Raw genomic sequence first — 12435 nt, forward strand, 5'->3', positions numbered from 1 at the left:
GCTCAGGCCCTCCCGTTGTTGATCTCGAAGGTCCGCAGGTACGACTCGTAGAGCCGCACCGATTCGACGCCGTCTGGCAGCTGACCGGCGATCGCCTGGAACTGGGTCGCGTCGTCGGTGACGACGTAGGCGATCCGCAGATCCTCGGCGTGGGCCACCTCCTGCAAGAACGGGCCAGCCGAGTCGACGCTGAACAGCACCGCGTAGTAGTCGGCGATATCGAAGGTGTCGCTACGTTCGGCGATGAGCCGGCCCTGCGCGCCGGCGCGCATCCACAGCAACGGTGCAATCCGCTCGTAGGCCATGTCCAGCTCGACCAGAGCCGGGTTCTCATAGGTCAGGTCGAAGAACTCGACGTTCTCCTCCAGCCCTTCGCTGTACTGGCTCCCGTCGTTGCGTAAGCCAGTGACCACTGTCGTAATCCGCGGGCGGCAGACATGCTGGAAAACGCCGTTGGCTTCCCACTCGGGGTCGCCCGGTCGGAGACCCTTCTTACGCAGTGATTTGGAGTCCGCATCCGAGAGTTCGTTGTTCGTCACCAGGATCACGCGGCGGCGACCACCAAGTCGGTTGAGCCTCATTACGGCATCGGCCGTCGACCCGGACCCACCAAAAAAGTCCAGAACTACCGCGTCTTTGGGAGTGCACAGACCGATCCACTCGGCCAGCACTTCCGGGTCCTTCGGATTCGGGAACCGCTTGTCCTTGAATACTCCAGTTCCGTTTTTCGGTTCGTACAGCACGCGCGAGCCGTGCGTGCGCTGCCGGTCAAATACCGACAGTGCAGCCTGACCGGTCACCGACTCGAGAGGCTTCTTCAAGCTGATCGGCTTGGTGTGGTCTTCACGGAAGATCACCCAACCGTCATCGATCATTTCCTGCATACGCTCAGGCGAGGAGTACAGCCAACCGCGCTCAGGGACCGGGACCGGTTCGCGCGTCACCGGATGCAGTACATCGTAATCGGGACCGCCCCCGCCCGGCCAGGTGATGTCCGTATCCCGGCAGAGTCGACCATCCGGCAAGAAATACACGCTCCGCGACATTGCCTTGGCTGGAGAATCCTTCGGCTGGGACCGGAACCAAGCGCGCATGAGCTTGGTCGCCTCGACTTCGTTGCCATCGGACTCCTCCCACGCTGTCCGGCCCTGGGAAAGAACTTCTTCGACACCCGGCTTCGGCACCCGCCACCGCGCCCCCGCCGCCGGGATCTTGTCCGCGGTCAGCGTGTGAACGTCAGGAGCCTCCTTGACGGGGATGCCCTCGACCGACCAGATCGCCTTCTCCTTGGCATATACCAGCATGTAATCCGCACCGTTCGAGACGAAACGGGGGTCGTTCTTGCGCCCGCCCTGCCACACGACGTCGGATATGAAGTTCACCTCGCCGAACACCTGGTCCATCAGCATTCGTAGCCGATGGTGCTCGTCGTCACCAATGGCAACGATGACCACACCCGTAGGCTTCAGCAGTCGCTTGGCGAGCATGAGCCGGCGCTCCATGAACGCCAACCATTTCGAGTGGATATAGGCGTCGGTTGGGTCGACGTGCTTGTCGTTGTAGATCCAGTCGCTCGTACCTGTGTTGTATGGCGGATCAATGTAGATGCAGTCGACAGAGCCCTGGCTAGTGAACTCCAGAGCCTCCAGGACGTGGAAATTCTCGCCATTGATGACCGTGTGGAAGGGCTTGTCACCACCCCGAAGCAACCGCTCGCCACAAAGCGCCAGCCCCGGATAGATCGGGTCCCGGAAGTCAGCCACGAATACCAGGTCATCGACCGCCCGGCTCGCCTCGTCGTTGGTCTTTGGATCGAGCAGCTCGGCAACCTTGGCGCCCTTTGGGCCGGAGAGAGCCGTCACCAGCCAGGTCGCTTCCGACTCAGCAGCTGCCGTGCCCCTCTCGGGCAGGAACCGCACCTTGTCACCGACTGAGATGGCCCGTCCGGTCAGCGCCACCGACTCAGGAGTGTGTCGCTCGAAGTTCAGGCCGAACTGGCGGCGCGATTGCAGCGAGTCGACGTGTCGGCGCAGCGCCTTCGCCGTCGCCGGATCGGTGCTCGCCACTCGGTCGAGGAGTGCCTGAAGTTCGTTGCTCACAAAGGGCAACACTACTGTGACACCTGCGGCGACCTGCGGAGGATGAGGGTTCCGAGGTCGCCTCGGCGGTCACGGCATCATGCGACACACCCACTCGCAGCTCGGCTTCGGTCACATACTCGCGCACTACTATGGCCCCTACCAGGATGATCGCCCCGCTCTCCGCCGAGGCCGGGTGCGACGGCCCGAGAGTGAGAGCACCACCAATGTCGACCGGAACCGACGCGGGCCTGTTGGACAAGCCCAAAGCCCAGTCTGTCTACAAGCACGGAATCATCGAGCAGTACGTCGTTCGATACGCCACGATGACCGCAAGCAGGCTCGACCCCAAGCGCTGCGTGCTGTTCGACGGATTCGCCGGGCGGGGTAGGTTCGAGACCGGCGAGGCCGGCTCAGCCGAGCACATGATGATCGCCGCCCAGAAGATCAAGGCATCGACCCAGGTTGATCTGCTCCTCGTCGAGAAGGACCATGATTCGTACCTAGCGCTGAACGCCGTCGCCGACGAGTACCGCGAACGCGGGCTGCGGATCGCCGGCTACGAGGACGACTGCGCGAACCGCCTCGGCGACATGCTCTCACTTGCCAAGGGTGCGAGTCTGTTCGTGTTGCTCGATCCGTGTGGTGCGGTGCTCCCGATGGACCCAATCAGGGGCGTGCTCGACCAGCGCGGGAATTGGCCGCGCACAGAAGTGCTCCTCAACTTCAACGCCGGGCTCATCCGCCGCTCTGGCGGCCAGTTGAAGAAGGGACAGTTAGACCTCGGCGGGGTCGCGAAGGCCGACACCGTCTGCGGAGGCGAGTGGTGGCGCGACGTCGCGCTCGCGGCGCACGAGGAGTCCGGCGGGGAGAACTGGGAGTCGGCGGCCGAAGCTGTCGCCCTCGAATATTCACGCCGTCTCACGGCGGGGACCAAGTATGGCGCGGTCGTTGCGCCCGTTCGACGGCAGGTCCACAAGCAGCCGATCTACTACCTCATATTTCTTACGCAGGATCCACACGGCTTCTGGGTGTTCGGCGCCGCGGCGTCGAAGGCCCGCGAGAAGTGGATCGACTTCCTCGGTCCCGACGCGGACGAGGGTCAGGGGACTTTATGGGACACCGTCAAGGACCAACTCGATCGAGAAAACGCCAAGGCCGTCGATCGCATCACCGAGAATCTTCGCGTCCTCACTGCTGACGGCCAGCCGAAACGCGTTGTTCAGCACTACGCGGAGATATTCGGCGACGTGTACGGCGAGGCCAAGGAGACGGCGTTCTCGGCTGCGCTGCGCGCCATGATCAAATCCAAGGAGGTCGAGTACGTGACGAAGGGGAGCAAACCTCACCAGCACGTCATCAAGAAGTCGGGCGTCTAGGCTAAGCCGAGACGCTCGCCAGCTCGGGCATGTCGTCCCATGTCCGGCCGCCAAGCTCGCGGCCGTTGGCCTTCGGCGTGCGTCCGCCCCACTGCTTGAAGAAGAACGCTACGTCGGCGTCGACGCACTGGTCGCGGATCTCCTCGACCCATGCCGGGTCAATCGGCCGGGCCTTCGGCCCGGACTCGCCGCCGGCGATCACCCAGTCGATCCCGCTCAGGTCCAGGTCCGGCAGCGCGGTCAGCAGCGGCTCGCAGGACAGGAACCTCGTCGCGGCGGGCACCGCGCGCAGGTGGTCGATCCTGTCGACAACGTCGGCTGACTCCACCGAGACGCCCATCCACAGGTTGTCCGGCCAGTCGAGCTTGTCGGCGATCCGTTCGAGCCGGTGCGCCCGCTTGGTGAGCACCTGGTAGGTGTGCTGCGGCGTCGCCCAGATCACGTCGAACACGTCCTCGATGAAGCTTAGCGGCACCTTCGCGTGGAACAGGTCGCTCATCGAGTTCACGAACACCACCTTGGGGGCGCGCCACCGTAGCGGCTGCGCCAGCGCTCGCGGATGAGTGGTGACGCCGAAACCAGGCCCGGAGGTGCGCGGGTCGCCGTCGTTCTGGTACTTTTCGGCGCCCATCGCCTTGAGCCGCTTGGCCAGAGCCAGCGCGTAGCAGTTGTCGCAACCCGCCGCGACCCGGTCGCAGCCGGTGACGGGGTTCCAGGTGACCTCGGTCCACTCGATGGCGCTCTTCATGCCCATAGCCTCACCTTTCACATCCGTTACACGAGTGTGTATGGCATCGGCTTCCCGCGCAAGCTGACTCGGGCGTTCCGGCTAGTCCGTGACTCGCCCCACGACCGCCTCGGCGATTTGGTCGGCGATCTCAGCGATGTCGAACTCACCGGTGCTCAGCGCCCGCTTGTCCGCGAGAGACGGGCTGTAGCTCCTGACCTCTTCGGCGGTCACCTCGTGCCAGATCGGGAGCATCGACTGCTCGCCGGCCACTGTGCGGGTGACGAGCCCGTCCAGTTCGTGGTTCGTCCACCCCTTGGCGAAGAACGCCGGCGACAGGACGACCACGCCGAACCGGCTCGACCGGATGCCCTCGTCGATCTTGCGCCTCAGGCTGTCGCCAATCTTGACCTCGGTCTTGTCCAGCCAGACTCGGACGCCGCGCCCGGTCAGCGCGTCGCGCAGCGGTACCGCCACCGGGTCCTTGTCCTCCGTCGCGTGCGAGAGGAACACGTCCCATGTCTGGCCGCCGAGAGCATCGCCCACGGGCTCCACCGGCTCGCGGACCTCGATGTCACGGACCAGATTGGATGGCTGCCGGAACGTGGGCAGGTTGCCCCGTGGCGGCGGCTCAACGCTGACGCCGGATCGAATCCGGCCGCTGACGCCCCCGAGGTCGACGGCGATGACCCACCGACCATTGCTCGGGATCGGGATGCGCGCAGGTGAGCGCTTGACCAGCCCGCCGTAGTAGCGACACTTGCGGCCAGCTTTGTACGAGCGGTACTCCGAAGAGGTCATCAGCAGGACGTTGGCCTGCTTGTCGAGGGTCACGACCGCCGTGGCGCCCCTGCTCTGCTGACCGAGGTCGTAGTGAACGTGCTGCACTGAGGGACCCTATTTCTTGTCCCGCGGCGGGAACGGGTCGTTGCCCGGAGCCACTGTGTCGGAGTTACGAATCTTCCCATCCCGCCCGTGCGTGCGGACCTCGCCGCCTCCGGCATTGCTGACGATCGCCTTGGCCCGGGTCACGGCTTTCGCCTGTGTGTCGGTGTGGGCGCTCGCCCGGCTGGCTCCGGGCTTCTTAACGTCCCAGCCACCGTTGGTGCCTGGGACCACATGTCGCCGATTGTCGTTGCTCACAATGCTCCTCACCGGTCCTTGCTGGACCTAGCGCGAACACTAGTCCCGACCCCCGACAAACCGCTGTCCGCAAGCCGGTCGTTCACTGAGACAGCCGAACGCTGCCGCTGCGGCTGGCGAATCCGCAGGGCTTACAGTTTCATTCGGCCCGTGCAGAGGTGCGTCTCGGGTGACGTCCAGTATCGAGCGTTCGTGAGATCAGAGCAGTGTGCCCTGTTCAGGCTGGCCTTTGACATGATCGAGCGCGACACCGAGCTCCGTTCTTGAGGTTACTGGCTCAGCGCCAGCCTCGATGAGGATGCGGTTCCCGATGGGCGTCTCATCCCCGAAGTTGAGCGCAAACACTGGCCGGCCTCGCTTGAGTGCATCTCGTCCGGCTGCGAGAGTGCCGCCCTTCTCGCCAGCCTCGATCACTACCAGCGCTTTGCCCAGCCCGAAGATCACGTGGTTGCGGGCCATCGCTGCGTACGCTGCCCATGGCTGGTCTGGGCGGAACTGAGAGACGACGAGTATTCGGCCCGGATCGAAGCTCTCCTTGAACTCTCGTTTGACGCGGAAAGCGTCGATTCCTTCGGCCAGGACGATCACGGTGCGGCCGCCGCGGTCCAGAGCGGCGAGATGCGTCGCCGTATCCACTCCTTTCGCGTAGCCGGAGACCACCGTCAGTCCTCGATCGCTCACCTCTTCGCCGCACGCGCGCGCGGCCTTTAGTCCCAGAGGGCTTACGCGCCGTGATCCGCACAGCCCTGCGCCGTCCGCGGTTAGTAGCGACAGGTCGCCTTTGCAGAAGAGAGTCGGGACGGCAGGTCGACCCCTGACTACCAACGAATCGGGGAAGGCGTCGTCCCCGGCGTTGATTGCCTTGATACCCCGGGACTGGAGATCCTCGACTTTTCGTGCCAACGAGTCACGCACTTCCTTCGGAAGAGTTCTCCAGGCGTCTCGAAGCGGTTCTGGGTCAGGATCGGCCAGCGCACGAGTCACTTTCGCGGGCGTGCGGAACACTTCGAACGCGACTAGCGCCCGGAGCGTTCCCTCAACAGACATTCGTTCAGTTCCTCATCGTTCTCGCGCCGACCAGCCCATAGACTGCGTGAGCCCCCGCTAGCTTGGCAACCTGGGCCACTTCCGTGCAGGTCGCGCCGGTATGCCAGACATCGTCGACGATCACGCACGGTCCGTCCAGCATCGCCGGCGAGGAGAAGAGGCCTCTGACATCGATGTTCGGGTCCGCTTTCCGCGGTGCACGGGCGGGGCCGATCGTTTGGATCAGTTGTTTGTGGGTCGCCTCCGCGACCAGATGCGCCACCCGCTCGCCGGTACTATTGCCAGTGCCCGAGGAACCCGGAACGCTCAGAAGGTACGGTGCGTCCCTGTATGCCGGATGCCGCTCGATCGCCGCTGCCAGGCGCGCAGCGAGTGCCTCGCGGGCCTGCTTCTGCTTGCCAGGCGAGTAGGTGAAGTACTTCGCCTGGTGGATCAGCTGCCCCACTTCAGTGTTCGCCCACTGGTCTGCGGGAACGTCCTCATCGATCGTCTTGTAGCGGTCCAACGCCAGCACCAGGTCGAACGGTGCCGGGGCGGGCAGGCACAACCCTGTTTCAAGTAGCGACACCAATCCTGCGAGGCCGTCCGGGAACCCGCTGCGGAACTCCAGGCACCTGTTGTACTCGGGTCTGCTCGCCGGAACCGCCACCGCTCTGTACTTCGAGTCGAAGCACGCCGCGATATGGGTGAGGGGCAATTGGGGGGTCTTCAGATAGAGACGGCGCCACCGGTCGCCGTCGTCGGCTGGCTTCGCACGCAAGGAACTCTCGATCCGGCACGGTCGAGCCGGCGGGTGGAACTCGGATAGGTACATGAACGGGCAACCCTTGAAGTAACCGAAGTGAGTTTCAAAGCGTACCGCCAGTTCGCCCGTCTGCACGCGATGCCGGCACGCTCTGGCGTGCCTTATCTTCGAACGCTTTTTCGATCCGCTGGAGTACACCCTGGCGAGACGGTCTGCCTCGTCCAATCTTCTGTCACAACAAAGTTGTGTTTCGATTCGTTTGACATATTCTCGACAGGGTTATAAAGTTAGGTGGTACACAACGCACGGGGCCGCGACAGCCAGGGAGATGACATGAGCAGCACGATCACCATCAAGGACGCTACGGAGATCATCGAATCGGCTGAGATCCCCAACTTGAGCGCGCAGCCGGCGATCGACCACGGCCTGGTCGAGGAGCCATCCATCGAGGCGCGTCACGATTTGCAGGCCGACGAGATCGAGATCTCCGTGACCGGTGAGGATTGGGACATCGACTCGGTCTTCATCGATGTCCGCCACGACGGACTCGTCGATAGCGACGACGTGAACGGCGCAATCGCAGAGGTGCTGAGCCGCCTCCAGGACGCCGACAGTCCGCGGGTCCTGCTGGAGGACCTCACGCGGATCGTCATGGCCGACGGCCCGCGTGCACCTGCGGGATCTGCGTGTCTCACTGCTTTCGCGCAGTTCATGCTTGACGATGCGATCGCGGCGCAGTCGTTGCGGTTCTACGTCAACGACGACCACGTCGACGTAGTTGTCGAGCGTTCGCACGGCTGCTATCAGTGCCGCGAGTGGCACCACCTGACTGGCCCCATCCATACGGCATCGATGAAGACCCGGTCGCAGGAACGAGGCTGCGGCTCCTGGTTGGGACCTTCCTACCGCACGGTCGATCTCGACATCAAGGATGAGACCGTGAGCGCCGACTCCGTCGACGACGTGATCGACGCGCTGACCGAGGCTGTCGTCGAGGTCCTCGCCGAGGATGTCGACCGGATCGAGCGAGCCGCACCGCGCTGGGCTGCCGAGCATGACGACGCCGACTGGGAGGACCACATCGCCTATAACGGCATCGAAACCTACCTGGACGAGGCGATCACCGACGGTGTGCGGGAAGCCGGCTACCAGGCGGTGATCGACGTCCTCGTAACCTATGGAGTCTGCGACAGCGAGGACGAGGCCCGCGGGTGTGTGCTCTCGGCCCTCACCGAGGCCGTCATCAGTGCAGCCTGACCTTCTAGTCGACGAAGGGCCCGGAGTCATAGATGAAACCGGGCCCTTCGCTGTACCGGAAGGATTCGCTATGAGTTTCAGCGCCGGAGGCGGCAGCATGGTCGGTCAGCGCGTCGGCTACCGCCGTGTCTCGTCGGTCGACCAGAAGGCCGACCGCCAGCTAGACGGCATCCAGGTCGACAAAATCTTCACCGACAAGGCTAGCGGCAAGGACGTCGACCGCCCGGAGCTGCAGAAAGCGCTCGACTACGTCCGTGAGGGCGACACCCTCGTCGTGCACAGTATGGATCGTCTGGCCCGCAACCTTGACGACTTGCGTCGCATCGTGCGCGACCTGACCGACAGGGGCGTCAGGGTCGAGTTTGTCAAGGATGCGCACGTCTTCACCGGCGAGGACAACCCGATGAGCAACCTCATGCTGTCCCTGCTGGGCGCCGTCGCTGAATTCGAGCGGGCGCTGATCCGCGAGCGTCAGCGAGAGGGTATCGCGCTGGCCAAGGCTGCGGGCAAGTACCGCGGCGGACAGCCGAAGCTCACCCCCGCTCAGGCTTCCGAGCTCGCCGGCCGCAAGCGGGCAGGCGAGTCGGTTGCCGCCTTGGCCAGGGAATACGGAGTGAGCCGGCAGACGGTCTATCGGTACGTCGCCGAAGCTGAATCGGATTAATCGCACGGAAGGGAAGCAGTTGCCAGACGTCCCGCAGCTGTTCCGGCGGTGGCGATGGGCGGACGAGCGCCCAGAGGCCGACCAAACTCTCGTTGACCCGACGATCAGCCTCGACGACGCCCACCCGCGCCGTGGATGGGCGTTGCCGGCAGGCTGGGTGTCCGCCGTAAACACGCTGCACGCCCGCCTCGTCACTGTCGTGCCTGGTTACCGCGTCATTCAGGCCGCCCAGACACGTGACCGTCTCCGCTATCTGGTCGACGTCCTCGACCGCGACGCCGAGGTACTGATCGCCGAGTCCGCCGCACTGACCGCGACGATGTGCGCCGTGTGTGGCGCCGAGGTCGTCGAGCGTTCGTCGACGCCCCGCTGCGCCGCGCACCCGCGGCGTGAGGTCCCGCACGCGATGGCCCGGCCACCGGGTTGGGCGCCGACTTAGCAGCGACGGCGCAGCCGTCACCGGAAGCCTCCTCGACACCAACACGTCGAGGAGGCCTCTCACATGTCCACTCCACACACGTCCCCAGCAACCACCACCGCCACCAGGTCTGGTGCCCGCGTCGTCGTCACGCGCACCGACGTAGGTCTCATCGCCGGTGCCGAGCCCATCGTCGCGGTGATGGCTGACGACGGCGAGGTCATGGCCTTCACCCCTACGACGGCGCTGGACCTCGCCGGGATGCTTACCCGCGCCGCGACCGGCGAGATCGCGGTGCAGATCAAGGTCACGAACTCCTATCCAGGCGAATCGTTTGAACACGTCTACGACGTCGTCGCGCCCGCGCCGAGAGACAACGACTACGCCACCGACTGGATGTACGACAACCTCTACGAGCACACCGGCGAGGGGCCCGAGTACGCCAACACCCCTGCAGCTTATGAGGTCGAGATCCTCAGTGCGCCAAGCGAATTTGCGCACCTCGTCGGCCTGAAAGTCGATTCCTACGGGTGAGTACGCCGGCAGAGCCGTCGACGGCCGCCACCTCGAACACCACACCAAGGGAGGGCCCGTCATGACCACGATTCTCTGCGATCCCTGGATCGAGCGACATATCGGTGCAGGGCGCCTGTCGCCGGGAGCCCGCGGCATGAGCCGTGAGGCCGCCGCCGAGCAGTACAACAGCGCAAACGGCCTTGTTTCGTCGGACGAGGACTACCTCTACACGCCTGGTCAAGCCGCTGACGTCGCCCGCGAGCTGCTCGCCGACATCGGCATCGAGATCACCGAGGGCTCGCGCATCCTGCTCACCGACATGACCGGTGGTCCGCGCTGCTGGTCGCACCTTGTCGAACCATCGCAGATCGAGTACGCCGCCGAGCAGCACCGACTCATCACAGGCGAGACCATCAACCCCGACCCGATCGTGGAGGCACTGCCGTGGGCATGACACCGTCCGTAGCCATCACCGAGCCCGACCGCCCTCGTGTCTGGATCGGTTCCCTTGCCGCGTACCACGGCTCGCACGACGGCGTCCCGCGCCTCATCGGCGAGTGGTACGACGCGACCGACGCGGGCGAGGTCACCGTCGCCGACCTGCACAAGGGCACCAGCGTGCCGTTCGACCCCGACGACGAGCTGTGGGTGATGGACCTCGACGGGGACTGGCCGGTGCGCCGTGAGATGGACCCGACCGAAGCCGCCCGTTGGGGCGAGATCTACGAAGAGGTGGGCGAAGAGCGCTGGCCAGCTCTGTGCGCGTGGGTGCGCAGCGGCGGCTACATCGCCGAGGGTGACACCGACTTCCCGGTCCTGTCCGACTTCGAGGAGGCGTACTGCGGTTCTGGCTGGGATAGCTTCCGGGACTTCGCCGAGGACTTTGCCGAGGACATCGGCCTACTGTCCGATGTGCCCGAGAGCCTCCAGGTGTACTTCGACATGCACGCCTGGGCCCGAGACCTCGCGTACGATTACATGACTGAGCGGGACGCCGACAGCAACCTGCACATCTTCAGGAATCTCTGATGACCGACTTGACCCTGTGCGACGCGCTCGACCTACTGCCCGAGGCCTGGCACGACGACGTCGCCGACGACGCGGCAGGCCAAGGCTGTACCGTCGGCTACACGGCCGCGGCGAGTGGCCTGCGCACCGCAACGATCGAGCGGGTGTGGCGTCACTTCGCCGAGCGGAAGGGCGACGCTGACTGGCAGGCGCTGAGCGCCGGCCAGCGACTCGACGAGGTCTTCCCGGACTACAGCGCCATCGGAGCGTTCGACCTGCTCGCTGAGCTCGGTGTTACGCCGGTCTATGTCCTTCCTTCCGACTGACCCACGGGGGCTGGCCGCTGCGCGAGCCAGCCCTCCCTGGGTCATTCGCGCATATGACGCGGGACTTTGCAGACTCATGTGAGCTTAGTCTCATTGCTTGACACGACCTGCTACCCTCTTAGACGTATAGATAGGCGACCGCGAGAGCGGTCTGTGCAGCTCATCGCCTATTTTCTGCCATAAACCCCTCCTACGAATGAATGCGTCGCCCAGATGGGCGGCGCGTTTTCTTTTGCACTATGCGACGATGCCTATGTGGCAGTAGTGCACCATAAGTCGGACGCTACCGATCGACCGTGATCCGCACAGCAGGAAGGACGCTATGAACGTGACAAGATGGGCCCGTGCCCGCACCAGACGCCCATATCCCGCAGCGCGAGCTGGATGCTCGCCCAGTGCGGCGTGAGGCCGTCGGCGCCGCCCTGCGAGCGGCCCGGATCGCAGCGGGTCTCAACAAGCAGCAGGCAGTTGAGTTGTCCGGCGTTTCCAGGCATTCGTTGATGCGCTTGGAAGCGGGTAGCGGCTCGATGAATCTGGACCGCCTGTGGTCTCTTGCTCGCGCGTACGGCACCACGCCCAGCGCGATTCTCGCTGCCGCCGAGAGAGATCCCGAAGCCGCCGAGACGCTCAAGCCGTAATTCGGCTGCTCCGCACCACCACCACTCACCTCACGACGTCGACACCCTCGACGTCCGTGCTCGCTGTGCGCAGCGGGCCCACGCACACCACCTGACACCACCACCTGGGAACCACCACCATGAAAACTCGCATCATCACCGCTCTGACCGCGCTGTTCGTTGCCGTCGCCGGTCTGGCCGGCACCACCGCGACCGCGCCCGAGGCCTCTGCCCGGGTCGCCAGCGGCACCTACACGTACACGACCGTCTCCTTCGGCGTGCCGTCGAAGAGTCGGGCCGTGATCCGCGGGAACTCCCTGACCGTCTACGCGCCAGCGGGAGTCCAGCGCTATCGCCTCCACCAGACGCGATCCGGTGCGTTCTACGACGTCATGGGAACGCGCTACGTGCTGCACAAGAAGCGTGGAGGTTCCTACTCGGGTCCGACTCACTGGGGTCCTGCCGTCATCGGCCACTCGATACTCGTTCCGCGCCGCTGACCAAACCCCG

16 protein-coding genes are annotated in these 12435 nt (G+C 64.7%); 10 read left to right on the forward strand and 6 right to left on the reverse strand.

The window, feature by feature from the left end; genetic code table 11:
• Window positions 1-2: 2 nt before the first annotated feature.
• The gene (locus tag WBA38_RS12540; protein ID WP_424322829.1) at window positions 3-2099 is read right to left on the reverse strand and encodes a site-specific DNA-methyltransferase; all 2097 of its coding nucleotides are present in this window, start codon (window positions 2097-2099) and stop codon (window positions 3-5) included.
• Between the two features lie 206 nt (window positions 2100-2305).
• Between WBA38_RS12540 and tcmP the strand changes: the two genes are divergently transcribed.
• On the forward strand, window positions 2306-3457 hold the full coding sequence (gene tcmP / locus WBA38_RS12545; protein ID WP_424322830.1) for a three-Cys-motif partner protein TcmP: 1152 nt from the start codon (window positions 2306-2308) through the stop codon (window positions 3455-3457).
• 1 nt (window position 3458) lies between these two features.
• On the opposite strand, the gene WBA38_RS12550 is transcribed toward tcmP, so the two are convergent.
• The 5 genes from WBA38_RS12550 to WBA38_RS12570 form a co-directional block, all read right to left on the reverse strand.
• Window positions 3459-4211: a DUF5131 family protein gene (locus WBA38_RS12550; RefSeq protein ID WP_424322831.1), complete on the reverse strand. Its 753-nt coding sequence runs from the start codon at window positions 4209-4211 to the stop codon at window positions 3459-3461.
• A gap of 75 nt (window positions 4212-4286) precedes the next feature.
• On the reverse strand, window positions 4287-5072 hold the full coding sequence (locus tag WBA38_RS12555) for a DUF1883 domain-containing protein (protein ID WP_424322832.1): 786 nt from the start codon (window positions 5070-5072) through the stop codon (window positions 4287-4289).
• A gap of 9 nt (window positions 5073-5081) precedes the next feature.
• Window positions 5082-5327, reverse strand: coding sequence for a DUF2188 domain-containing protein (locus WBA38_RS12560; RefSeq protein WP_424322833.1), 246 nt, complete (start codon window positions 5325-5327; stop codon window positions 5082-5084).
• 198 nt (window positions 5328-5525) lie between these two features.
• Complete coding sequence (locus WBA38_RS12565; protein ID WP_424322834.1) at window positions 5526-6374, reverse strand: DNA-processing protein DprA; 849 nt, start codon at window positions 6372-6374, stop codon at window positions 5526-5528.
• 4 nt (window positions 6375-6378) lie between these two features.
• Complete coding sequence (locus tag WBA38_RS12570) at window positions 6379-7254, reverse strand: hypothetical protein (RefSeq protein WP_424322835.1); 876 nt, start codon at window positions 7252-7254, stop codon at window positions 6379-6381.
• A gap of 198 nt (window positions 7255-7452) precedes the next feature.
• Here WBA38_RS12570 and WBA38_RS12575 point away from each other — a divergent pair, with 198 nt between their 5' ends.
• The 9 genes from WBA38_RS12575 to WBA38_RS12615 all read left to right on the forward strand — a co-directional run bounded on the left by WBA38_RS12575 (window position 7453) and on the right by WBA38_RS12615 (window position 12425).
• Entirely contained in the window at window positions 7453-8376 is a 924-nt protein-coding gene (locus WBA38_RS12575) for a hypothetical protein (protein WP_424322836.1), read from the forward strand.
• A gap of 97 nt (window positions 8377-8473) precedes the next feature.
• Window positions 8474-9040 (forward strand): recombinase family protein, encoded by a 567-nt coding sequence (locus WBA38_RS12580; RefSeq protein WP_424322864.1) that lies wholly within the window; start codon window positions 8474-8476, stop codon window positions 9038-9040.
• A 19-nt stretch (window positions 9041-9059) separates the two neighbouring features.
• Window positions 9060-9479 (forward strand): hypothetical protein, encoded by a 420-nt coding sequence (locus WBA38_RS12585; protein WP_424322837.1) that lies wholly within the window; start codon window positions 9060-9062, stop codon window positions 9477-9479.
• A gap of 63 nt (window positions 9480-9542) precedes the next feature.
• Window positions 9543-9992, forward strand: coding sequence for a hypothetical protein (locus WBA38_RS12590; protein ID WP_424322838.1), 450 nt, complete (start codon window positions 9543-9545; stop codon window positions 9990-9992).
• Window positions 9993-10053: 61 nt separating this feature from the next.
• Entirely contained in the window at window positions 10054-10428 is a 375-nt protein-coding gene (locus WBA38_RS12595; RefSeq protein ID WP_424322839.1) for a hypothetical protein, read from the forward strand.
• On the forward strand, window positions 10425-11003 hold the full coding sequence (locus tag WBA38_RS12600) for an antirestriction protein ArdA (protein WP_424322840.1): 579 nt from the start codon (window positions 10425-10427) through the stop codon (window positions 11001-11003). The genes WBA38_RS12595 and WBA38_RS12600 overlap by 4 nt, the downstream gene beginning before the upstream one ends.
• Complete coding sequence (locus tag WBA38_RS12605; RefSeq protein ID WP_424322841.1) at window positions 11003-11308, forward strand: hypothetical protein; 306 nt, start codon at window positions 11003-11005, stop codon at window positions 11306-11308. Before WBA38_RS12600 ends, WBA38_RS12605 begins: the two co-directional genes overlap by 1 nt.
• Window positions 11309-11652: 344 nt before the next feature.
• Complete coding sequence (locus tag WBA38_RS12610) at window positions 11653-11946, forward strand: helix-turn-helix domain-containing protein (RefSeq protein ID WP_424322842.1); 294 nt, start codon at window positions 11653-11655, stop codon at window positions 11944-11946.
• A gap of 119 nt (window positions 11947-12065) precedes the next feature.
• Window positions 12066-12425 (forward strand): hypothetical protein, encoded by a 360-nt coding sequence (locus WBA38_RS12615; protein ID WP_424322843.1) that lies wholly within the window; start codon window positions 12066-12068, stop codon window positions 12423-12425.
• The last annotated feature ends 10 nt before the right edge of the window (window positions 12426-12435 follow it).

The organism is Gordonia sp. (in: high G+C Gram-positive bacteria) (assembly GCF_049647785.1).
Lineage (GTDB): Bacteria > Actinomycetota > Actinomycetes > Mycobacteriales > Mycobacteriaceae > Gordonia.

Bases quoted from the DNA above. Each gene is read 5' to 3' on its own strand.
- WBA38_RS12580 (WP_424322864.1), top strand. From the start codon at position 8,474: ATGGTCGGTCAGCGCGTCGGCTACCGCCGTGTCTCGTCGGTCGACCAG.
- WBA38_RS12605 (WP_424322841.1), top strand. From the start codon at position 11,003: ATGACCGACTTGACCCTGTGCGACGCGCTCGACCTACTGCCCGAGGCC.
- WBA38_RS12550 (WP_424322831.1), bottom strand. From the start codon at position 4,211: ATGGGCATGAAGAGCGCCATCGAGTGGACCGAGGTCACCTGGAACCCC.
- WBA38_RS12600 (WP_424322840.1), top strand. From the start codon at position 10,425: ATGACACCGTCCGTAGCCATCACCGAGCCCGACCGCCCTCGTGTCTGG.
- WBA38_RS12615 (WP_424322843.1), top strand. From the start codon at position 12,066: ATGAAAACTCGCATCATCACCGCTCTGACCGCGCTGTTCGTTGCCGTC.
- WBA38_RS12595 (WP_424322839.1), top strand. From the start codon at position 10,054: ATGACCACGATTCTCTGCGATCCCTGGATCGAGCGACATATCGGTGCA.
- WBA38_RS12565 (WP_424322834.1), bottom strand. From the start codon at position 6,374: ATGTCTGTTGAGGGAACGCTCCGGGCGCTAGTCGCGTTCGAAGTGTTC.
- tcmP (WP_424322830.1), top strand. From the start codon at position 2,306: ATGTCGACCGGAACCGACGCGGGCCTGTTGGACAAGCCCAAAGCCCAG.
- WBA38_RS12575 (WP_424322836.1), top strand. From the start codon at position 7,453: ATGAGCAGCACGATCACCATCAAGGACGCTACGGAGATCATCGAATCG.
- WBA38_RS12590 (WP_424322838.1), top strand. From the start codon at position 9,543: ATGTCCACTCCACACACGTCCCCAGCAACCACCACCGCCACCAGGTCT.